The organism is Endozoicomonas sp. (assembly GCF_031844845.1).
In the GTDB taxonomy this organism is placed as follows: Bacteria; Pseudomonadota; Gammaproteobacteria; order Pseudomonadales; family Endozoicomonadaceae; genus Endozoicomonas.
Genome location: NZ_JAVRMB020000353.1, coordinates 26,593 through 48,593 on the forward strand (window position 1 = coordinate 26,593; position 22,001 = coordinate 48,593).

Sequence of the window (22,001 nt, forward strand, 5' to 3'; positions counted from 1 at the left end):
CCTGTTTTTTAAACACAATCATACGCAACTATTGTCGGCGGCAGTGTACTCAAGAACAGGCTCATTACGAGTACAGGAGGTATAACACACTTCGTTTGTTATATTTCTTACGTTTAATCCTTCTGGAGTTTTTTTCCATTCAGGATTATTAATGTTATAACCGATGCCAATCCCAATAACTCTGATATTTCGATGACGAAGAGGGGTCGTCAATACATGATGTAGTGATTTAAACTTTCCCTCAGGAAAACCCAGTAAAACAATACCTTTTTGTCCTTTGGATAATTTTATTGAGAATCTTTCCACAGAATCAATTGCACAAGAAACTACCACCTCTCTCCTGTAAAAAGAGGCATCGGTTCCATCCTTATAATATCCCACACTAAAATTATCAGATGCCTCAATAGCCACCCCTTTGCCTTTTAATTCATGGGAAAGCCAGCCATTCCCTGCATAAACTTCTATGCATTCCTCTTTGCCTATGAATCTGGCTAAAGACTCTACAAACCTGCAGTCTAAAGAAACAGATGACTTTTTTTGATAAACATCATAAAACTTTATCTCCAGGGCTTGTAACTTATCTAACAATTCTTTACCCACAATTCGCTCAGGGATAAAAATTGGAAACACATCTGGCAGTTTATCTTCTTTAAACCTTCCGACAAATGAACGAATTTGACTTATTGTTCGCCTGACATTTCCACTAGCGTCGAACCTTTCTTTTCCTTTTTCATTCAGATCACCAAAAAAAATCTCGCACTCCTTTATAGAACTTTCCAGTACTGTAACTTTATTCATGATAGAAGTTGGCTGCTGATCAAAGTGCACCTGACAATCCTTCTTTGAACTTCCCTCAACCAGAGTTACATTCTTCTCTTGTATTTTCCCCCTTCTCAGACGTTCTGCATCACCATCCCCAGTGCTTTGTTTTTTATCACCATTAAGAAGATTTACTGCGTCACCCTCAATATTCCGATACTCTGATCGTTTTTTTGTTGGCCTTCCCTGGAAAAGACCCTGATCACCCGTTGATGTAGGCATTTTAATAGAAGACGTCACATTACGGTCATGAACAGAACCATTTAAACTAAACCCAGCTGGATAACTCATCGCATTATTCCTGATTTTAGCTCTCTAAAAAAACCGATTATCAATCCCCCTGTCACTTCAGAGAAAATTCATGCTGTATCTGTTTACATAACATTCTAGTCAATAATTTTTCCTTTTCCGTAAAATCCATGTACCAAATTAGCACTTAGATCATAGGCCTTATTTTTTCTAACATTGCATACAAAGCAACAGACATCCCTTATAAAAGTGCATACAATCGAGATAGTTTCCTGCTATTTATTAGAGAAATATCCTGCCATAAACCAACCATGAACAAGGTTCCGGGGACAGGGCATTTCTGACTCATGACGATTTATCCGGTTCACAACTGTTTAGAATAACGGAGTCAGTTTGAAGCAAAGGCTTGCCACAATTTTTCAGCTCGGCTTCCCCATCATGCTGGCCATGCTTTCCCAGAGCATGATCAATCTGGTGGATGCCGCTCTGGTGGGCCCCCTGGGCGAAAGTGCTCTGGCGGCCGTAGGCGTTGGAAGCTATGCCAATTTTGTTGCCCTCTCCATGATGACCGGACTTTCTGCCGCCATCCAGGCACAGGTGGCCCGTCGTGTTGGCGCTGGCCGTTTGGATGAATGCGCAATGCCCACCAACCATGGGTTAATCATTGCTTTTTGCTTCGCTTTGCCACTCAGTCTTATGTTGATGTTTGCCGCCCCTTTGTTACTGGAACTCTTTAGCCAGAACTCCCCGAATTTTAAAGGTGAAGCCACCAGTTACTTCCAGATTCGGGTTATGGCGTTGACAGCTGCAGCGATGAATCTGTCATTTCGCGGTTTCTGGAATGGCATAGGTGAGCCCAAGGGCTTTCTTAAACTGCTGGTCTTCACTCATCTCTGCAACGTCATTCTCAGCTATCTGTTAATTTACGGAAAACTGGGGTTGCCTGCTCTTGGTGTGAAGGGTGCTGCTCTTGGTACATTCATTTCCATGTACCTCGGGGCTTTTCTCAATCTCTGGATTTTGAATAAAAGAGCCAGGAAATATGGTTTCCTGACCCGCTGGAAAAACGGGGCTGCGTTAAAGCGTCTGGTGTTTCTTGCTATTCCCGACTCCCTGCAACAAACGTTGTTTGCCCTGGGCATGATGATACTCTTTGCCATTGTCGCCCAACTGGGCATCCGTGAAATGGCCATTGCTCACGTTTTGCTGAATATCTCACTGATGCTGATATTACCGGGGGTAGGCCTGGGCATGGCGGCTAACACTCTGGTCAGTCAGAGTCTGGGGGCACGGGAGCCTGAGGTCGCCTGGCGCTGGGGGCAGGAAGTTATGTATAGCGCCAGTGCGGTTTTGCTGGTACTCAGCATACCTTTGATCTTTTTCCCCAAGACTGTGCTTTCACTGTTTCTACATGACCCATCACTGCTGGCCATGGGAGCCATACCACTGCAGCTAACCGGTATTGGCCTGGTTCTGGATGCCCCCTCACTGGTATTTGTTCAGGCACTGTTGGGTGCCGGGGCAAACCGGACGGTGCTGTGCATCCGATTTGTCGCCCAATGGCTCATTCTGTTACCGCTGTGCTGGCTTATAGGCCCCATTCTTGGTCTTGGATTGACGGCAGTATGGGCCGTGCCAACGTTACAGCGAATGATTACCTCGATAAGCTTCCTTGCCGTCTGGCATTCAAGGCGCTGGAGCAAGATTCAGGTATAAAACGTTCTGAGCAGCGTTGTTTCCAGTGATGGTTATGACTTGTAGATATCCAGAATAATCTTGCAGGAATCAGTTTTCAGGCCTTTGTCACAGGTAATCACTACCGCAGACTCGCAGGTCTGCAATGCACCAGAATACATGATGGCAAGAATTTCATCAGAAGTGACGGAGTTATCTTTGAACAACGCCTCCTGAGTATCCTGCACGCAACGCTCATAAGCTTTCTGGACAACTTCGTTTTCAGACATTACGGGGATTTCTCCCGGCATTATCCCGGGCTTACTTTTACCGCACCCGGTCAAAACAAGAGATATCCCCAGTACCCCTGACAGGCTCAATAAAGAGGACATAGAATAAGTAGAAGAACGATAAAATCGAGAAGCTGACGCTGTTTTTATTGTCAGTGCATATCGATTGTGCATATCCCTGTGCGCAATATTTCTTCCCGTTGAAATCAAAGCAATCGTCAAAAATAAAGAAGAAAAAGCGACGCTGCCCGGGAAGAACTGATAAATAAAGAAAACCAATATAATATCCGGCAAGGTTTTGAGCAACATTTAACCAGTAATTCCCTGCGTCTGCTTATATGAACAGAATGTGACACTCCCCGCCTTATCATACCCGAGGACCCGAGGACCCGAGGGCCTAAAAGCCTAAAGGCATAAAGGCGAGGGTTTACGACTGTTTTGCTAATCCACCAAAAAGGTCAGCTCACTTTTTTCACCCGCCTCAATTTTCTGCCAGTGCTCTTCAAAATTTGTCAGATTATGCAACCCTTCACCCGCCTGAACTCTGGCAAGGACAAGCTCTTCTTTGGCTTTGATATCTTCAGCAACAGGCATGAGGTGTGCCGCTTCTTCCAGTGATAAAACCAGAAGACCGTCATCATCACCAAAAACAAGGTCACCGGGATGGACGGTTATGCCACCACACTCAATAGCCACCTGGGTATGAAATGCTCTTTTTGCGGTTCCAGACATGGGAGTAATCGTGTGCGCATAAACCGGAAATTTTGTTTTCCTTACCGCTGCAGTGTCACGAAAAGCACCATCAATGACAAAGCCAGCAATCCCCTTACGCATGGCCTCAGCTACAAATAACTCTCCGGCAACAGCCAGTCGACTGCCCTGTGTTTCAATAACAATGACATCACCCGCTTTGGCATCATGAATCGATTTGATAACCGTGAGAAAATCATTGTGACAGTTAACAGTAAAAGCACAGCCTACCAGCTTCAGGCCAGACTGAACTGGTCGAATTGCCGGGCTGACGACTCTCAATTTTTTATCAGCATCGGCAAGGTGGGCTGTTGTTAAATTTGTCAGGCGGGAACGTATCTCATTCAGATCCATGGAAAAACCTCAGGAAATACCGGTCAGATAATTCCCTAAGAGCTTAGTCTGAATATGACAAATCCTCATGAAATAGCATAAAAACTATTTGCGAAACACAACCAAAATATCGGTCAGCCTGAGTATTATCAGGGGTTCTGAGGATCACACTCAATATGGCATTTAACCAGTGGTTCAGCAGGACCTGCCCAACCCTTCGGGTGCTCGGACTCTTTTCTGACAAAGAATACTTTGCAGCTTTCACCGTAATGGATAACATTAAGGTCCAGATCAATACTATTTATTGTCGCAGCAACCTCTATATTCTGGCCCTCTTTGAGGAATCTGAGCATATCTTCAATATCACGGATATTCTGGAACTCAGGAGCAAGGGCAGAAAATGCAGAGGCAGAGAAAAGAAAAATACCCACGGTCAGAAACAACTTTTTCACAAGATAAACTCCAGACAAAACGAGCTACTAAGTGTAAGTACAGATTTAACTTTTCGCCAATGACTGTGACCAGACTTAAGACCGGAGATCTGTCTACTATAAAAAAGTCCAACGAGGAAACATGGCAGCCTGTCCATGGAGGCTCCCATCCTTATCAATAAGGTTCCAGACAATGGCATTGTTAATGGTGAAACGTTGCCCCGTTGAGGAAATACGGACTCCTGAGTAATGATCGATATAACCCTTTGCAGAGACTTCCTGTAACAATCTCTGGCGTTCATCCCGTTTCAATGGTTCTGCAGACTTTCTGGAAGGTAAGGCGATAAAGTCCTCCCACTCCATTTCAAACAACGTCAATGCAACCTGATTACCATAATTAAATATCGGATCATCGCCAATACCATGGGACACCAGTGCAAAAGGTGCCTGATCAATAGCACTGATAATCTCCTGACCAGGTACTTGCGGCAGCAGAGCTTTGCCCGTTAATGTGGCAAAGCTCTGATAAACAAGCTCACCATGAGCAATATAGGACGGTGCAGATAGTAACTCCGGGCGACTGGTCATAACACTTCCTTAATCAACGGATTCTTGTTTTGAGTATCAATCATTGATACCTCATTTATCAAAGTAGCTCCTATTCAGCAATAACGATAATCTGCACGTGGCGAATGGCTTTTCTCTGCCATGTATAAACAATATGAATAGTGCCTTCTGAATCCTCTATCGCAGCCGGGTAAGAGAATTCGCCATCACCATCTTCAAGTATCATAACCTGACGCCAGTCAATACCATCATCACTCAGGGCTACCGCCAGAGGTGTGCGTCCGGCAATCACCGGATTGTAGACTAACAGGTGTTTACCACTGCGAAGTGTAATGGCATCGATACCCGAGTTCGGGTTAGGCAATCCGGTTGGCTCCATCTCTGACCAGCTAAGGCCATTATCCACAGACCAGGTCTCTGCAATAAGACCAGAGTGCGTTCGGCAGAGCGCCTGAATCCTGCCATCCGGGTGCGTCAGAATCGCCGGCTGGATGGCTCCAAGCATTTGCGGGTCATCAACATCAACACGCAGAGGCCCCTGAGACTGCTGTAACTCAAAATGTACCCTCCACCCTTGATGCTCAGTGCTGGAAGGATAAATTATGCGCTCATCAGGCAAGATCACAGGTTTGTTTCGGACAGGCCCAAGAAAACCTTCGTGATGAGGCTGAACAGACGACCAGTGCCTGCCCTCATCAGAAGAAGTCATATAAAACCCATGCCACAACCTGGGTGACTTGCCCACTTTAAAATGCAGCTGAAGCTCTTTTCCGGTATTAAAAAGCACAGGATTCCAGTGCGCTTCCTCACCGCTACCAGACGATAGGTCAGTTAATAGAACAGGTGTGCTCCACTGTCCCTGCTGATATTGCGCCCCCCAGATTCGTACATCATTCTGTCCTTCCTGACTACCTCCAAACCAGGCAGCCATGAGCCGCCCCGGAGCAATTTCTGTCAAGGTTGCAGCATGGCAGGATCGGGTGGGCATATCATCGGGTGATACGACGTACGTTTTGCTATGCATTTTTAATAGATTTTCGTTTGCACGGGTCATCGTGAAGGCCGTTGCCAAAACCATAAAAAGGACGATAGATCTAATTATCATAATAATTAGAGCCTCAATAATTAAGCCGATAATTATTCAAGCAGTAAAGCTTATTCAAATCGATTTACAATAAACTTTTTATCATTAGATGGGTCTTTAAAACAGACGGAGCGGCCTTTGTCACAAGTGATGACACAGGTTTTTCCTATTGCTTCCTCTGGTACCCCTTCTGTTGTTATTGCCCAGATTCTGGATGTGCTGCCGGGAGCTTTCGAGGCCTGAGGATCAACCTTGCTGCCTCCCCTGTTTCGTTGCACTGTTTTATCCCAGTCTCCCTAAGCTCAATTTCTACCTGCCCTGTATGGCAAGACTTCCCGGTCTTTTTGTCTGGAAGTGGCTGGCACCTGAATCAATAATCGCAACGGGTCGCCTATTAGCTGGTATATTGGGCAATATTATTTGTACAATCCTACTGCTCCGGTGAACAAAAATAAAAAAGTGGTCGCTGTATCACGATATAAGCCCATCAAAATAGTCTATTTTCATCCTTCATAAACTATTCTGTTTGCCGCCTGTCTAAACAGCAGTCAGAGCGATTTTATATCTGCATCTTCCAGAAGGAGATGAATCGTAAAGGATATGTATTGTTATGTGTCAGGCTGAAGTTGTTCAGTATTCCAATAGTAATGAAAAGGTGCGGGCCTTTTTCAAAGGCGCTGCTGCGAGCATTCCATTAACGGTCGCGGTGCTGCCCTGGGGGCTTCTCACCGGTTCCCTGGCCATTGAGGCTGGTTTTGACCCTCTGCAAAGCCAGGGCTTGTCAGCCATCATATTTGCCGGTGCTGTTCAGCTGGCCATTATGGGTATGATTCAGGCCGGGGTCGGATTCGGCAGCATCCTTATTTCTGTCCTGCTGATCACCTCCCGCCATTTCCTGTATTCCATGGTCATGCGCAATAACATTAGCCCCCTGCCCCTCAGATGGCGTCTGGCACTGGGTTTTCTGTTAACCGATGAGCTGTTTGCCATTGCCAATCCGGGCCAGCTAAAGCGCTTTGACCGCTGGTACGCACTGGGTGGCGGGCTCTGCTTCTATTTTGGCTGGAACCTGGCCACACTGGGCGGCATTATCGCCGGTGAGAGCATTGAGAACCTGGATGCCCTGGGGCTTGATTTCGCCATTGCCGCCACCTTTATCGCCCTTGTGATCCCCACCGTCAGGAATGCCTCTGTACTGGTCTGTGTGCTCACGGCAATGGTCGCTTCGGTGATATGTGAAGTCATGCATATCCAGGCCGGACTGCTGATTTCTGCACCTCTGGCCATGCTGGCAGGATTTGCCTATACCAGGGCAACCGGCAAAGGAGAACATTGATGGATATCTGGGTCATCCTGTTAACCGTAGCTGCACTGGTTTTTGGGAGTCGTTTCTTCCTGATGGAACCCTGGCTGCCACTAAAACTCAGTCAGAATGTACAGCAGTTTTTGAGTTTCTCTGCACCGGCGGTATTGACGGCAATTGCCACACCGATTGTGTTTATCAGAGATAACCAGTTCAGCCTGTCCATGGATAACCAATACCTGATTGCCGGCATTATCGTGGTCATTCTTGCACTGATCACAAGAAACACATTAATGACTGTTATCCTGGGTATGCTGTCATTCCTGGTTTTAAAACATGTGATCTGAATGACAGGAAGTCATGCTGCCCCGGCCTCAGCAGAGTACAATGAGTCCTGCAGCATGCTAGACTGAACGTGAATTATTTCATGGATGATATTTTTTCGGGGGCATGCTCATGTATAAATTACTCTCTGCTATTTTCCTTATCCTTCTTGCCGCCGGCGTTATGGCAAGAAGTTTTGACCTGTCGGTATACAAGGATGGTTATTATCTGCGCTACGAATTCCCACGCCACACCAAAGAAAACTGGTTTGAAGTGACTCTGGGCAAGCGTCAGGGGCTGCCGGGCATGATCGATGCCGTAAAAAACAAAGCCAGCAAATAGTTGCTGGCTTTTTCAATCCGCTTAAAGTACGAGCACAAGGTAATCATTCGTTAAACCACCATCAGAATCCAGAAAGTATCATTACCGGCAGAATAGCCAACCATCTTACCCTGTTCTTTTTCCGTTTCAGACCTACAATGCAGTAGCTTCTGACAGTACATTGGAGAAATCATGGAACGGTCATCAGGTATGTCAAGTGCTGGCTGGAGCACGCTGGCTACCGACAATACAGGCACACAAGCGATTCGAGCCGGGGGTAGTGCAACTTTTTCCGGTCATCAGATCAAAACGAAGGAAGGGGGTGAAACCGTTATGGCAACAGCCCGGAACTGTTGCCCATATTGTCACGTTCCTCTTTCCGATAAATCAAAAAACACAAGCATCAGTGTCGTAAATGTAAACACGATATACCACACAGGTTGCCTGGAAAAGTGCCTGAACACACCATCCGGAGCAAGCCAGGAACAATTAGAGTTGGCACGTAACACTACACATTATTTAGACATAGATTCCTTAACAGATAAAATAAACTCTTTGCAGTCATGGTGTTCTAACGATCTGTGTAGAACCAGTGGCTCATTTCAAGAATTATCCAAAAGAGCCGACTGCCCCTACCCTCTCAGTCAAATGGACTGCGAGCAGTCTATTACAATAAAAGCAAAGACTCTTTCTAGCTGGCTCAAAACCGAGTTTGAAAATGCCGGTTACAGTGAAGTCGCAACAACTCATTCGAATAAAAATAACGACTGTATGATAAGGGTCGTAGCCAAGGATCCGGGAATTGGTTGCTACAAAAAAACCTCATCATATTTTTATAAGGCCAAAACCATTGTGTCAGGTGAGAATACTAGAGAGTGCTTCAAAATTTTGCTGAAGCAGTTAAATGCTGACATAGCAGTAAGACAGTTCTCAATCGATCGGCCTAACGCATTTGATGAATCAACAGACGTGTACATTAAACAGTACGATGTCCCCAATAATTGTCTTTTCATTTCTGTTCGAGACGAGACACACGTAATCCCATTAAATTATGTTTTCGATCTCCATACCAGGGAATGTAAGGAGTCTGAGTTCAGGACGACATTAGATAGATTAGATATAATAGGACTTAACTATGACGAATTATTGAGCAATGGTCTACCATCCAACGCAGGCTATCCCGGCCAGCTGGCGAATCCTGCTCATAATGATCTTCCTTATGGTGAAGACTTTCCCGGTTAATTATTGATTTCCAAAGCACGAATAATGACCGGGCAGCTGTTTTATAAACAATATGAAAGGAAACATCACAAGACAGCATCCTCCCCCGGCCACTGGCAGTCAGCTGCTGACAGCAGTTGCACAACCGGGCCAGAGATAAAGTGGGTCACTCCTTATGGGAGCCTGTAATCGAGTTCATCAGCTTCGATACTGATTTTTTGAAATCGTCGATGGCAGATACACCCAGCTTTTTGACGTCGACCAGATGGGGCTCCGCCTGATCGAAGTATTCATCAAGATGATCCACTTCTTCATGCTGCATATCCTGCCGCTCTTCTTCCAACTCCTTCTCAAGACGTTTAAGTGTTGCCTTAACCTCTTTGATCTGGGCCTTGAGTTCCTTGCGATGTACCTTATATTCCTTAAGCGTCGTCATAATGTCCTCCTCAGGCACTCTTCAGGCAGTAATAGCGATCAGAATAGCGGGTATAACAAAAAAGACCCCCACCACATAGACCAGCACCATCCATTTATTCCGACTCGCCACCTGGGCAAAACGACGGGCCAGTGTTGGTGGTATAACGCGAAGGAAAGAAATATTGTAAATCAAAAGCACCGCTGAAACATTAAACAATAAATGCACCAGAGCGATCTGCAGGGCAAAGAACCCCATGGAGCCTTGAACGGCAGTAGCCGCCAGTAACGCGGTAATCGTAGTACCGATATTCGAGCCCAGGGTAAATGGATAAATCTCCCTTAATTTGAAAATACCATTACCAGCCAGGGGAACAATCAAACTGGTACAGGTCGAAGAAGACTGGACCGCAACGGTCATCATCATACCGGAAAAAATACCGGTTGCTGGCCCCCGGCCAATAGCCTTGTGCAAGAGCTGTTTAGCTCTACCAACCATCAGATGCTTCAGCAGTTTTCCCAGGAAAATAATGGAAATAAAAATAAAGGCAAGACCTGTCAGTGCCAGACAGATACCGCCCCAGAGGTCAGGCAGAGAACCAAATACCCCTTTAAACAGATCCACAACCGGGGCGGTCATCACTTTTACAAAGTTCAATCCCTTGATACTGAGCGAATCACCACCCACCAGAAAATTGGCCAGATACTCGGAAGTGCTGGCCAGAAAGCCCGTCATAATTTCAAGGGGAAGAAAGATCATGACGGCCATCAGGTTGAAAAAATCATGAACCGTCGCCGCCGAAAATGCACGACGGAACTCTTTTTTCTTACCGATATGCCCCATACTGACCAACGTATTGGTAACAGTCGTGCCAATATTGGCACCCATAATCATGGGAATGGCGGTAGCAACTGGCAGCCCACCAGCAACAAGTCCGACAATAACAGTAGTCACGGTACTGGATGATTGCACAACCGCTGTTGCCAGTGCACCCGCCACCAGGCCCATGACTGGATTAGTAGCAAAAGCAAATAACTGACGTGCACCTTCAGCACCACCGGAAGCCCACTTAAAGCCAGACCCTATCATTCCCACCGCGACCAGCAGTAGGTAGATCATCAGTGTCACAAAAAGCCACTGAACAATCATATTTTTTGATTGTGTCGACTCGCCTGTATTACTGGGTTGCATTGAAACATCCTGCAAGGTGAGAAAAACAACGATCCGGTGACAGCCCTATCAGGGAGCACAGGAAATTACAACATCGAGTAAGGTAAACAGACGACAAATTACAATCGTCCCATTTAAGGGAGGCAAGCATAAAGAAACTGTAAAGGAGTCTCAAGTCTGTCGCCATTACAGAATCTATTTTATTTGGATATAAACCCCTGACCAGGAGCCAGTCCCTCAATGAATTCCGTTCCCCCTGATAATCGTTGCCGCTCTGGAGGCTGCCAGTATAGTAGCAGTGGCTGGCTCAATGTAAGTGGGATTGATGCCCAACACCGTGAAAATGGTCACCAGAAAACCACCGAAGGTATAGTTCATCTTTTTGTTCGCATTGTAGTCCGTACCAAGGGAGACACTGACTTGGTGAGCCAGCGCCTCGTCAATACCGATACGTTGAAAGTTCTGGAACAATAATTCACTCATACCGCTTGGGAAGAGGTTGGTTTACCTCGTTTATATATAATACGACGACGACAGCGGGAATAATTTTTACCCTTGAAGTTAAACCTGAAAACATCTCTCTAAACTTAACCTCCCTGATAATCTTTCTATAAGATTTCGGAGCTAACGTTTTTTCCGTCTTTAGACTTGCGGCTTCAGTCTGAAGAAAAGACTGCGATTTTAACCAGGCAATAACATGCAAGGGTTGCGTTAATGCAGCCGCACAAATCCCTGCAGAGATACCCGCAACCGGTTTAGATATCCGTCCATTCATCCCAAGATTTTCATATTTAGCTCTTAATAATGGCGCAAGAACAACAGTCCCGGCGCCGATACTGCCACACTCTCTTAGCAGACTGGCTGTACCACCAGCATAACTCCGCCGTAAATTGTTTTTAATTGAATCCCAACTCACAACGCTTTTTTTTCGTTCCTGAAAGATCCCACTTCGTTCCTGTACTGCCTCTTCAACTGAACGAATGATGTTATTATATAATAAGGTCTGGCATAACATCCCCGAAACTCCTAGTGTGATGGTCTGATTCATTGTTGTAGTCCTCGGGCTCCAACTACTGACAACGTCGTTTGATGCTTGAGAAATCCATACCTGCCCAGCTTTGACCAAAAATTGTATCGGGAATTGCCTTATGGTTATCTTTGCTACGGTTCTATAAGAAAGACGGGAAACTCTAATGGTATCGCAATAGCCACTTGCAGCAAGAAATGGAACAGTAAGACCTAATATCACACTTGATTTTGAAGCTCGTTCAAAAAAGATGCCTTGTTTATAAAAATCAAACCCTGGTTTTTTGGGATCAGATCCATCACTCCCTGTGTTTGGTGGCGAAAGACGATTCTCTTTCCCGTTGGATGCCGCTATTTTCTGAATTGGTTTTTTGCATGCAGAAACTGTAGTACTGTTAAAAAGGGCAAACAATGGAAGGACTCCTCTCTTAACCTTCTTTTTAAATAGTTTCATCTCAATAAGACTAATGCTTCAGCAAGATGTCACCGCTACTAAAAAACCAAGAGAATCAGGATTATCTTAGTTTATCTACACCGTCAACACGGCTGCACACCGAGGTATGTCTGACGCCACTCTTGTGTAGGGTTTTGGGTCGAGCTGTAACGTGTCTCGACCATAGTTATCCAAATTTACGCTCGCGTTGAAATCACGGTTATGAAGTGTTTTACACACAGGACACACCCACCACTCAACGCCAAGGACTACCTCATTATTTTTGAAACCACAATAGGAGCATTCCTTGGTGGATGGCAACCATCGATCAGCAACAACAACGGTACAGCCCCTCAACTCAGCCTTGTATTCGATAAACTGACGCAGCATTCCAAAACCAGCGTCGCTCACGGCTCTGGCCAGTTTATGATTCGTCGTCATACCTTTTACATTCAGGTCTTCGATAGTGATGACTTTGAAACGGGATGTCAGGTAGTCACTGACTTCGTGTAAAACAGCTAACCGCTGATTACTGATACGGTAGTGAAGTTTGGCAACCGCTTGCTTGGCTTTCGCACAGCGGTTACTGCCCTTCGTTTTTCGACTTAGCCTTCGCTGCTTGCGAGCCAGAAGTTCCAGGGAGAGCTTCAACTTCTGGTTAGCGGCAAAGGTCTTGCCATTAGAGCCTACAGCTAAATCCTTGATGCCAAAGTCTACACCTACGGATTCCTCTTCCTGATGTTTTGGATCGTAATCCTGAGTATCAACCAATAGGGAGGCGAAGTATTTTCCAGCACGCTTGCTGATAGTGACCTGGCATGGGGTACCAGAGAAGCGCAGCTTTTCACGCATTTTAATTTTTGTTTTCAGCTTTTCAATACGGAGCGTTCTGCCTTCTACGTCAAACTTCGGTTTTTCCCGTAAGGAAAAACGGTCGTTCAACCCTCGTTTTTTAAATGTTGGGTATCCCGACGTCTCCCCCTTTTTCAATCGTCGAAAGAAGTGCGTGAAGGCATTGTGCAAATCATCCACTGTATTACGGGTAACACGCTGACTGACTTCTGCATACCAGGGGAACTCGATTCTTAGCGCTTTGTATCTCTCATTTGCCGCTTTCTTTGACCACTTAACATCCTTCTGGCTGAAATGAGCCAGAAGCTGGTTAAACGCATGACGACGGGAACCACAAGCTCGATCAAGATACTCGGCTTGACTGGCGGTTGGCCGCAATTCAATTTTGTGTGCCAACAACATCATTAAGAGTCTCAAGCATTTTCTTATGATTTTTACTGGGGCTTCCGTATAGTCTGGCACTAAAGACAGTGATTATTTCCAGTACCTAATAAGCAAGCTGCTTCACCAATCTTGAATATTCTCTTATCCATAGTGCGAGATTATGGTACATAATCCTGGATTATCAATACTGTATTTAACCCCCTGGAATTTTCCGGAAAAAAATATTCAAAAGTAAGCGGTTAAGATAAAACAGACCTGAGAAAACTCAGGCCGAATACCTACACCTGCTCCCTGACCAGCAGTACCATGCCGCAACAATCAGTGACAACAACCTTACCTCCCTGACTCACACTGCGATCAACCTCTACCCGCCACAGGGTATCGCCGATCTGCAGTCTACTCTGGCCTGAGGGTAAATCCTGATCCAGAGAAATGGTTCGACCGATCAGCTGGCGTGCTCTGTTATTCAACTCCGGACTGTCATTTTCATCATTCACCTTGCGGAATAATTTCCAGTAGGCCAGAGTAAAAATCAGACTGCCCACACCGAAAACAACCAGTTGAACCGGCCATGTCATTTCCGGGAAGAACCAGAGGATCAGCGATACCGAGCCAGCTGCAATGGCACTGCCCAACAGAAAGCCCCCTGCCCCCAGTGCTTCAGCACCCAGAAGCAGGAAAAAAAGAATCAGCCAGTGCCATGGCTGAAGTGTAAACGCTATATCCATTAGCTTCCCTTCTTCCCGGTTGCTTCGCCCATCAGTTCCTTAATGCCCGCCAGCGAGCCAATAACACTGCTCGCTTCCAGAGGCATCATGATGACTTTGCTGTTTTCTGCAGAAGCAACGCCTTTTAATGCTTCAATATACTTCTGGGCAACAAAATAGTTAATGGCACGATGATCGCCTTCAGCAATCGCTTTGGAGACCGACTCGGTGGCTTTCGCTTCCGCTTCCGCTAATCGTTCTCTCGCCTCTGCTTCCCGTTTAGCCGCTTCCAACCCACCCTCGGCTTTAAGAATCTGTGCCTGTTTTTCCCCTTCCGCTACCTTAATAGCCGCTTCACGGGCACCTTCCGCCTCGAGAATCTGAGCCCGTTTTTCCCGCTCAGCCTTCATCTGTCTGGCCATTGCCTCCACAAGATCAGCCCGGGGCGCAATATCCAGCAACTCAATCCGGGTGACTTTCAGCCCCCAGGGGTCAGTAGCTTCATCAACTTTGATGAGTAACTGGCTGTTAATCCGGTCACGGTTGGACAGCATTTCATCCAGCTCCATGGATCCCAATACCGCACGAATATTGGTCATCACCAGATTTTTCATGGCTCTGTCCAGATCATTCACTTCGTAAGATGCTTTCACGGCATCCTGAACCAGATAAAAACAAACCGCATCCGTGGTTACCTGGGCATTGTCTGAACTGATGATTTCCTGGGGTGGAATATCCAGCACCTGCTCCATCATATTTATTTTTTTCCCGACAGCATCAATAACGGGAACAATGACGTGCAAGCCGGGGGTCAGCGTCTTGGTGTATTTACCAAAACGTTCCACCGTGTAGTTATAACCCTGTGGCACCATACGCACACCGGTCGTAATAAGAACGGCAATCAGTACCACAAAGGCGATTGCCGTGATTTCCATACCCATAAGGAGGCTCCCATTATTCAGTTTTTTATCAGGAAGGACTGCTCAGAAAACAGCCCCGTAATTTATATCATCAAGAAAAAACCTGATCTTAGGGAAGCAGCAAACCAAAAGATACCGTTTTTGCCACGGAGGCACGGAGACACAGAGAAAGCGAAGCTTTTAAATAAAAAGCTCTTCTCCGTGTCTTTGTGCCTCCGTGGCAATCAAAGGCTGGTATCTTTTTAAATGCCACTTCCCTTATGCCATTCACCAGAACCTGTCAGTGTTATGACTATTGCAAAACAAAACATTTCAAAATAAAGGCATAGTTAAACGCCTCTTCATCAATCCACTCATAGCGCTTACTGGCGCCCGCATGACCTGCATGCATATTCATATTCAATAGCAGCAGATTATCATCGGTTTTCAATGCTCTTAACCGGGCTACCATCTTGGCGGGTTCCCAGTAAGTCACCTGCTCATCCGATATACCGGAATTAAACAGCATTGGCGGATAATCAATAGCCTGAACATTGTCGTAAGGTGAGTACTGCATGATATAGGAAAAATCATCGGCACTGGCAACCGGATTCCCCCACTCTTCCCATTCTGGCGGAGTCAGTGGCAGAGAGGCATCACTGATGGTGTTAATGACATCCACAAAAGGGACATCGGAAATCACACAACCAAACAGGTCTGGACGCAGGTTGGTCACAGCCCCCATTAGCAGTCCACCGGCACTGCCACCATTGATGGTCACTTGCCCTTTGCTGGTATAACCCTGCCCGACCAGATATTCCGTAGCATCAATAAAATCAGTAAACGTATTCATTTTATGGCGCATTTTGCCATCGAGATACCACTGGTATCCCTTTTCATCACCACCTCGAATATGGGCGGTGGCGTAAACAAAACCACGATCCACCAGGCTGAACAGCTTTGAAGAAAAACCCGCTGTCATACCATAGCCGTATGAACCATAGCCGTATATCAGGGCACGGTGAGAACCATCCGGCACAAGGCCTTTTCGATGAATGATGGTGACCGGTATCCGTTCACCATCCCGGGCATTGGCATACTCACGTTTGACCTGGTATTTCTCCGGGTCAAAGTTGGGCGTCTCACGGGTATATACCGCTGTCGTTTGAACTGTTGCCAGATCAAGTTCAAGAACGGTACTGGGTCTTATCGGGGAGGAATAATCCAGGCGAACATTGGTAGCGTTATGATCCCAGTCACCGGAAAAATCCAGCTCATAGGCTTCATCAGGCATGGATACGCCTTTCCTTTGCCCTGAGTCCATATCCTGAACCACCAGCTCATCAAGGGCTCTCTCGTTATTTTTCTGCTCGATAATCAGATAATGGTTGTAGAAATGAATATCGGTAAGGCTGATGCTGTCACTCTCGGCCTGAATCAATTGCCACTGTTGCTGATCCCACTGACTCACCGGCGTTTTAAACAGCTGGAAATTATTGGCACCTTCAAGGTTGGTGAGAATATAAAAGTCATTTCTGAAGTGATCCAGGTTAAAAACCACATCATCAGTACCCTGGGCGAAAAGGCGGAAATCTACCAATGACCGGGGGGAAACATAAACAACCTGACTGGAGCCGCTGTTCAGGTAAACCATGGCATATTCATGGTCTGTGGTTTCAGCCAGGGACAGGAACATCCCGTCAAACTCATCCGGCTTGGAGAAAACCAGAACTTTCTGTTCAGGCCCCTGGTGAATATTAATCTGGTAAACATTTTTTCCCCGGGCCTGCTCATCACGCTCAACCACCAGCAGGTGTTCATCATCGATCCAGAGTATAGAGCCGGTACTGTTATGGTAGGACCAATCACTATCCAGTCCGGTCTGCAGGTTTCTGACTCGAATGGTTCGCTCCATGGAACCGGTCAGGTTATAGCCATAAGCCAGAAAAGTGTTGGCTCGGTTGGTGACGGAAGGACCAAACATATAAAGATCCTTACCATCTGCCTCCCGGTTAACATCTATATAAACCTCTTCAGGTGCATCCATAGAGGCCTTTCGACGGCAGAGAATCGGATAGTTTTTGCCCTTCTCTTCCCGGTAGTAATAAAGAAAATCACCTTTTTTAACCGGCCAGGATTGATAGTCTTCCTTAATGCGAGACAAAATCTCCTGATAAAGACGCTCCTGAACGGCCTTACTATCCTTCATTTGGGCATCTTTATAGGCACTTTCTGCTTTCAGATACTCCAGAATACCCGGATTTTTAAAATCCAGATTCCCGGCCACTATTTTCTGCCAGTGTTCATCTCTCAACCAGTGATACTCATCAATACGAGTCAGGCCATGTTGGACAATGGAGTGTGGAATTTTGGGAGCAACAGGTGCTTTCAAACGGTGTACCTCAGAAACTGTCAACATCGAAGAGATCATCCGTAAAGATAATAAACTGTTTACTGAAAAAAGTTCAGTAGTTGGGCCAGCCTGCCGGCATTGGCTAATGAAGCCGGAATTTCCCCCATCCAACTGATTAACATTTATTTCAGATCTATAATGAGGTCATTTACTTCATAATATATGATTGGATAATATCACTTAGAACCAAGACAACACTTTGTCATGATCAACAGACAGAGTCACAAAATCATCATAACCAATGGCTTTAATGTGCTCTGGCACAGAAACACCTCGAGCCCTGGCATCTACATCCAGTACCAACAACGAACAGTTATCCGGTAGCGTATCGATCGTCTTGCCCGATGACAGCAACTCATAAACGCCGTCTTCAATCAGCAGTACAGAATCCCCATCGGCAACAGCTCGAATACAAAGCGCCATAGGCTGCCCGGGCTTATTTACGGTATGCAGTGTTTTCATCAGAAATTAAGAGCCCTTGAATGTTGCTGGATAAACAGAGGCAACTCCCCCTGACTCAGAATGGTGATGGCATCATGAAGGTCGTCGATATTAAGACCACGCTCATCCAGTGAAGCCTGATCCACATGGATGGTCTCTATGCCATACAGAGGCAGTACCTGCAGCATGGCTGAAAGGTTCTTACGGGGAATATCGCTGGCCTCCTGCCCTTTCAGTAACTGAAAAACCCCATCGCCCATCAGCAGAAGGCTGGTGGGAATATCATAAGAAGCACAAACCAATGCAGCATCCAGCGCCTCTCTGGCAGCCTGACCACTGTAGGGTGCACGGGTAGAAATAATGCAGACCGTCTGGCTCATATCAGGCTCCAAAGGTAATAATTCGATCCGCCACAAGAGCACCGTCCAGTAGCTGACCAAGGCCAGAGAGTTCATAACCCGGGCGAAGATTATGCCCCGGCAGCTGGTAGCGCCCGGCTTCTGCCTGATCAACCACCCCCCTTCGCAATGCCGCTGCGATACAAACGACCGCATCCAACTTGTGCTCTTGTATAAAAGCCTGCCACTCATTGGGCAGATTGGCCTCATCCTGGGGCGGCTGGGCGATCGCCGTCGCGGTATTCACACCATCCTGATAAAAAAACAGCCGCACAATCTCATGCCCCTGGGCCATCACAGCCCGGGCAAAATGCAGTCCACTCTGGGGAGCCTGACTGTTGGCCGGAGCGCCATATACGGCCAGTGTAAACTTCATATCATCAACTCTCGGTGGGCAGAATAAATCACTGCTTTATAGTGACAGACATTAAAAAAGGAATGTGGAGCCCATAAAAAAGCCCCACCACAATGGGCAGGGCCGAAACCAGACCAGACAGCCCGGAATTAATCGTCACTCATGCCCAGAAGATGAAGCAATGCAGTGAACAGGTTATAGATATCCAGGTACAGCGACACAGTGGCACGAATATAGTTAGTCTCGCCACCATGGATAATGCGGCTGGTATCAAACAGAATAAATCCGGACATCAGCAGCACGATCAACGCAGAGAGAGCCATGCTGGCAGCCGGGACGTTGAAGAACATCAGCGCGATACTGCCAACCACAGCGACAATCAGGCCAACCATCAAAAAACCACCCATAAAGGAGAAGTCTTTGCGGGTAGTCAATACATAGGCAGACAGGGAAAAGAACACCAGAGCCGTTCCACCCAGAGCCTGCATAATCAGGGATGGGCCATTGGCCATACCCAGATAATGATTCAGCATTGGGCCCAAAGCAGCACCCAGCACACCGGTAAAGGCAAATACAGCCACAATACCCTTGGCAGAATCAGCAGTCTTATTAACAACAAACAACAGGCCAAAACCCACCAGAGAGAGAACCAACGCAGTCATCTGGCTGATCTGCAATGCCATTGCAACACTTGCAGTCAGAGCACTGAACAGTAAAGTCATCCCCAACAGCATGTAGGTGTTACGTAAAACCTTGTTGATTTCAATGCCAGCACCCAGGCCGGTAGAAGCAGCAGCAGTCATGACGGGTTTGCGATCCATTATTATCATTCCTCTATATAGATGTAATACAAAGGAGTATATCAGACCCATTTACTGGGGCTATAGTTTTAACATTTACTGACATTTCACCAATATTCAAACCATCGGTCATATATACCCCTCCGCCTACTGGCATCATAGAAAAGAATTACTGATAATCAAGCCGTTGACAGAATTCTGATTTCAGGTACTATTTGCCACGTCGCGGAGGGATGGCAGAGCGGTTGAATGCACCGGTCTTGAAAACCGACGTGGGTTTATAGCCCACCCAGGGTTCGAATCCCTGTCCCTCCGCCACTTCTGCTTCTATTCTTACGCGGCTTACACAGCCAGCAGCAGAATAAAGTCCTGTGGAGGGATGGCAGAGCGGTTGAATGCACTGGTCTTGAAAACCAGCGTAGGTTAATAGCCTACCCAGGGTTCGAATCCCTGTCCCTCCGCCACTTTTGTGATTACACCCCTACTCTATCAAAATTCTCTTTATTTCGTTTTCTTTCGCTATTTCAGCAAGTTACCCCCTGTAAAAACCCACCTATTGCTTTTTACCGCAACCACATAAACGCCGACATTTGCCGACAAACGCCCCACACTCTGGTTTCTTCTCTAAAAAGTTTCCCACTTTTGTGTTTTTGGTGGGTTATTTTCTTTTCCTTATAGAACAATCGGTTACGGCAGTTTTTACACGACATCGACATATTAAAGTTTCTCCTAAATCTCGCCTATCGGTATCACCTTAATTGGTCGATTTTCAGTCTCATCTACCACGCTAATCCCCTAGCCCACGCCCACCAGCACCGGAAAAACCCACCAGAGAATACTACTTATAGTACTACCGTGGTTTTACTACTGGCCGCCTACCGGCAAGAGTTAGTACAATCTTCCAACTTACAAAATCACCATTGCTGAGCTACCTGGAACCATGCTCCCCAACGTCAATAAAAGACGGCGGTAAAATCTACGGGCGGTAGCGTGCTTTTTGCTTAACTGGGGAAACTTTGGTTGACATAATGCACAAAGAAAGACCTGACCCCGGTTTTCTGGGTTAATCAGCATGAAGGCCGGTTAAGACCCGACGACGTATTGGCAAAAATCCAGAACTGGTCAAAACGGAAAGGGCAGATGTTTAAGCCTGCTCATATTGAGGTGGTGTTGACGCATTTGGGGCATTAATGAATACCATGATTTCATTCAGTATTTTCATAGACCTGTTTTTTGAAAGCAGTGGTCGGAAGTAGTAATACATACAGGACAGTCCAACGTGAAGCCAATACCCTGGGGACCAGTTAGATCCTTGTTAACCAATTTTACTTTTGCAGAAATTAAGGAAATCACCGGTTATGCAGATCTTGATATCTCAAGTCTGGCGCATATGGAACAAAAATCCGGGACAGGTAGCGCTAGCAAATCCCAGTTATTGACAGCGATTGATAAGCAAATCAGTCTCCTTGATCACAAGCGCCAAGCTCGGATTGCGACTATTTGCTGTGAAGAAATGCTATCCAAAAAGCCAGAGTTAACTGACAGACTAGATCAAATTTTCTCAAGGATAGGATGGAAGTACTCTGGTTCAACACTATTACCAATAGATGTATTTGATGCCAGTGAGTTAATGGATATGCCCGAAAAGGCTCACGATGATATTACAAAAGCTGCAGCCCGTTTAAGGGACGGCGACCTGAGTGGCTCTTTATCAGCGGCATGTGGAGCCTTAGATTCAGTGACCAGCTCAATATATAGAGAGTTTAGCCTTGGAAACCCTAACGATGACTCATTTCAAACAAGGATAACAAAATCTCTGAATGCCATAGCAGCAAAAGATAAACTACAAACAGAGTTAGAATCCCTTAGCTGGGAAGAACCAGCTTATAAGCCTTTCTTGAAAAATCTTGAAGGCTCGCTCAACCAGGCAGCCTATGTAATGCAGAAATTAAGATCTGATATGGGTGATGTTCATGGCACCAAGCCAGTTCTCAATGCGCTGGCCTATGACTCGATTAAGTGGTCCCTCCTGCTGCTTAGACTGTTAAATACACGATAGATTGTCTTACCCATTCTGGCGAAAACTCTATGCGGTTATTTGCCAAGGTCTTCTACTTAGACTCTTAACCAGCCTCTGAACCAGAGGCTGGTAACCTCTCACAGTTTTACCTGTTCAAACTTCGCCTTCGCACCATGACTCAACTTAACCTTAAAAGCAGAACCACCCGTCATCCGCTCTGCTTGCTCCATGATAGATGGCCACCAGCGAACAAGGTTGTGCGCTTTATTCCAGTACTGCGCCTGTGACCACTGCTTCGCCAGAAAGAACACTGTAAGCCCAC

Annotated in this window: 26 protein-coding genes and 2 tRNA genes; 8 read left to right on the forward strand and 20 right to left on the reverse strand. The window is 46.2% G+C overall.

The window, feature by feature from the left end; translation table 11 throughout:
- Positions 1-18: 18 nt before the first annotated feature.
- Positions 19-1,110: a hypothetical protein gene (locus RM811_RS19395; protein ID WP_402527500.1), complete on the reverse strand. Its 1,092-nt coding sequence runs from the start codon at positions 1,108-1,110 to the stop codon at positions 19-21.
- A 351-nt stretch (positions 1,111-1,461) separates the two neighbouring features.
- Between RM811_RS19395 and RM811_RS19400 the strand changes: the two genes are divergently transcribed.
- Positions 1,462-2,784 carry an MATE family efflux transporter gene (locus RM811_RS19400; protein WP_402527501.1) on the forward strand — a complete coding sequence of 441 codons (1,323 nt, stop codon included), beginning with the start codon at positions 1,462-1,464 and terminating at the stop codon, positions 2,782-2,784.
- 32 nt (positions 2,785-2,816) lie between these two features.
- Here the strand turns inward: RM811_RS19400 and RM811_RS19405 are convergent, their stop codons facing one another.
- The 5 genes from RM811_RS19405 to RM811_RS19425 form a co-directional block, all read right to left on the reverse strand.
- On the reverse strand, positions 2,817-3,341 hold the full coding sequence (locus tag RM811_RS19405; RefSeq protein ID WP_402527503.1) for a hypothetical protein: 525 nt from the start codon (positions 3,339-3,341) through the stop codon (positions 2,817-2,819).
- 132 nt (positions 3,342-3,473) lie between these two features.
- Complete coding sequence (locus RM811_RS19410) at positions 3,474-4,136, reverse strand: RraA family protein (protein WP_402527504.1); 663 nt, start codon at positions 4,134-4,136, stop codon at positions 3,474-3,476.
- Between the two features lie 128 nt (positions 4,137-4,264).
- Positions 4,265-4,567 carry a hypothetical protein gene (locus RM811_RS19415; RefSeq protein WP_402527505.1) on the reverse strand — a complete coding sequence of 101 codons (303 nt, stop codon included), beginning with the start codon at positions 4,565-4,567 and terminating at the stop codon, positions 4,265-4,267.
- A gap of 96 nt (positions 4,568-4,663) precedes the next feature.
- Entirely contained in the window at positions 4,664-5,134 is a 471-nt protein-coding gene (locus tag RM811_RS19420; protein WP_402527507.1) for an MEKHLA domain-containing protein, read from the reverse strand.
- Between the two features lie 70 nt (positions 5,135-5,204).
- On the reverse strand, positions 5,205-6,044 hold the full coding sequence (locus RM811_RS19425) for an exo-alpha-sialidase (protein WP_402527508.1): 840 nt from the start codon (positions 6,042-6,044) through the stop codon (positions 5,205-5,207).
- Between the two features lie 763 nt (positions 6,045-6,807).
- Here RM811_RS19425 and RM811_RS19430 point away from each other — a divergent pair.
- From RM811_RS19430 to RM811_RS19440, 3 genes are all read left to right on the forward strand, one after another.
- Positions 6,808-7,533 (forward strand): AzlC family ABC transporter permease, encoded by a 726-nt coding sequence (locus tag RM811_RS19430; RefSeq protein ID WP_402527509.1) that lies wholly within the window; start codon positions 6,808-6,810, stop codon positions 7,531-7,533.
- Complete coding sequence (locus RM811_RS19435) at positions 7,533-7,847, forward strand: AzlD domain-containing protein (RefSeq protein WP_402527511.1); 315 nt, start codon at positions 7,533-7,535, stop codon at positions 7,845-7,847. The genes RM811_RS19430 and RM811_RS19435 overlap by 1 nt, the downstream gene beginning before the upstream one ends.
- 109 nt (positions 7,848-7,956) lie before the next feature.
- Positions 7,957-8,166: a hypothetical protein gene (locus RM811_RS19440; RefSeq protein WP_402527512.1), complete on the forward strand. Its 210-nt coding sequence runs from the start codon at positions 7,957-7,959 to the stop codon at positions 8,164-8,166.
- A gap of 50 nt (positions 8,167-8,216) precedes the next feature.
- On the opposite strand, the gene RM811_RS19445 is transcribed toward RM811_RS19440, so the two are convergent.
- A complete protein-coding gene (locus tag RM811_RS19445; RefSeq protein WP_402527513.1) occupies positions 8,217-8,339 on the reverse strand; it encodes a hypothetical protein in 123 nt (40 codons plus the stop codon).
- Here RM811_RS19445 and RM811_RS19450 point away from each other — a divergent pair.
- Positions 8,338-9,387: a hypothetical protein gene (locus RM811_RS19450; protein WP_402527514.1), complete on the forward strand. Its 1,050-nt coding sequence runs from the start codon at positions 8,338-8,340 to the stop codon at positions 9,385-9,387. The genes RM811_RS19445 and RM811_RS19450 overlap by 2 nt on opposite strands.
- Before the next feature lie 145 nt (positions 9,388-9,532).
- Here the strand turns inward: RM811_RS19450 and RM811_RS19455 are convergent, their stop codons facing one another.
- From RM811_RS19455 to RM811_RS19510, 12 genes are all read right to left on the reverse strand, one after another.
- Positions 9,533-9,802 (reverse strand): hypothetical protein, encoded by a 270-nt coding sequence (locus RM811_RS19455; RefSeq protein ID WP_402527515.1) that lies wholly within the window; start codon positions 9,800-9,802, stop codon positions 9,533-9,535.
- Between the two features lie 21 nt (positions 9,803-9,823).
- Positions 9,824-10,972, reverse strand: a complete 1,149-nt coding sequence (locus RM811_RS19460) for a Na/Pi symporter (RefSeq protein ID WP_402527517.1) — start codon at positions 10,970-10,972, stop codon at positions 9,824-9,826.
- Positions 10,973-11,188: 216 nt separating this feature from the next.
- Entirely contained in the window at positions 11,189-11,434 is a 246-nt protein-coding gene (locus RM811_RS19465) for a hypothetical protein (RefSeq protein WP_402527518.1), read from the reverse strand.
- Positions 11,427-12,431 (reverse strand): hypothetical protein, encoded by a 1,005-nt coding sequence (locus RM811_RS19470; RefSeq protein WP_402527520.1) that lies wholly within the window; start codon positions 12,429-12,431, stop codon positions 11,427-11,429. The genes RM811_RS19465 and RM811_RS19470 overlap by 8 nt, the downstream gene beginning before the upstream one ends.
- Before the next feature lie 75 nt (positions 12,432-12,506).
- Positions 12,507-13,667 (reverse strand): RNA-guided endonuclease InsQ/TnpB family protein, encoded by a 1,161-nt coding sequence (locus RM811_RS19475; protein ID WP_402527522.1) that lies wholly within the window; start codon positions 13,665-13,667, stop codon positions 12,507-12,509.
- A 257-nt stretch (positions 13,668-13,924) separates the two neighbouring features.
- A complete protein-coding gene (locus tag RM811_RS19480; RefSeq protein ID WP_402527524.1) occupies positions 13,925-14,374 on the reverse strand; it encodes an NfeD family protein in 450 nt (149 codons plus the stop codon).
- The gene (locus RM811_RS19485; RefSeq protein ID WP_402527525.1) at positions 14,374-15,294 is read right to left on the reverse strand and encodes an SPFH domain-containing protein; all 921 of its coding nucleotides are present in this window, start codon (positions 15,292-15,294) and stop codon (positions 14,374-14,376) included. The genes RM811_RS19480 and RM811_RS19485 overlap by 1 nt, the downstream gene beginning before the upstream one ends.
- 271 nt (positions 15,295-15,565) lie before the next feature.
- Positions 15,566-17,671 carry a S9 family peptidase gene (locus tag RM811_RS19490; protein ID WP_402527527.1) on the reverse strand — a complete coding sequence of 702 codons (2,106 nt, stop codon included), beginning with the start codon at positions 17,669-17,671 and terminating at the stop codon, positions 15,566-15,568.
- A gap of 174 nt (positions 17,672-17,845) precedes the next feature.
- Positions 17,846-18,127: a sulfurtransferase complex subunit TusB gene (gene tusB / locus RM811_RS19495; protein ID WP_402527528.1), complete on the reverse strand. Its 282-nt coding sequence runs from the start codon at positions 18,125-18,127 to the stop codon at positions 17,846-17,848.
- Positions 18,127-18,486 carry a sulfurtransferase complex subunit TusC gene (gene tusC / locus RM811_RS19500; RefSeq protein ID WP_402527529.1) on the reverse strand — a complete coding sequence of 120 codons (360 nt, stop codon included), beginning with the start codon at positions 18,484-18,486 and terminating at the stop codon, positions 18,127-18,129. Before tusC ends, tusB begins: the two co-directional genes overlap by 1 nt.
- Position 18,487: 1 nt before the next feature.
- The gene (gene tusD / locus RM811_RS19505) at positions 18,488-18,880 is read right to left on the reverse strand and encodes a sulfurtransferase complex subunit TusD (RefSeq protein ID WP_402527531.1); all 393 of its coding nucleotides are present in this window, start codon (positions 18,878-18,880) and stop codon (positions 18,488-18,490) included.
- Between the two features lie 128 nt (positions 18,881-19,008).
- Positions 19,009-19,680, reverse strand: a complete 672-nt coding sequence (locus RM811_RS19510) for a Bax inhibitor-1/YccA family protein (protein WP_402527532.1) — start codon at positions 19,678-19,680, stop codon at positions 19,009-19,011.
- 206 nt (positions 19,681-19,886) lie between these two features.
- On the opposite strand from RM811_RS19510, the gene RM811_RS19515 reads away from it, so the two are divergent.
- The 3 genes from RM811_RS19515 (at position 19,887) to RM811_RS19525 (ending at position 21,718) form a co-directional block, all read left to right on the forward strand.
- Positions 19,887-19,977: transfer RNA gene (locus RM811_RS19515), tRNA-Ser, on the forward strand.
- A gap of 55 nt (positions 19,978-20,032) precedes the next feature.
- Positions 20,033-20,123, forward strand: a tRNA-Ser gene (locus RM811_RS19520).
- A gap of 815 nt (positions 20,124-20,938) precedes the next feature.
- On the forward strand, positions 20,939-21,718 hold the full coding sequence (locus RM811_RS19525; protein WP_402527533.1) for a hypothetical protein: 780 nt from the start codon (positions 20,939-20,941) through the stop codon (positions 21,716-21,718).
- Positions 21,719-21,816: 98 nt separating this feature from the next.
- On the opposite strand, the gene RM811_RS19530 is transcribed toward RM811_RS19525, so the two are convergent.
- Positions 21,817-22,001: hypothetical protein (locus tag RM811_RS19530; protein ID WP_402527534.1), on the reverse strand; the 185-nt coding region annotated here is incomplete at its 5' end.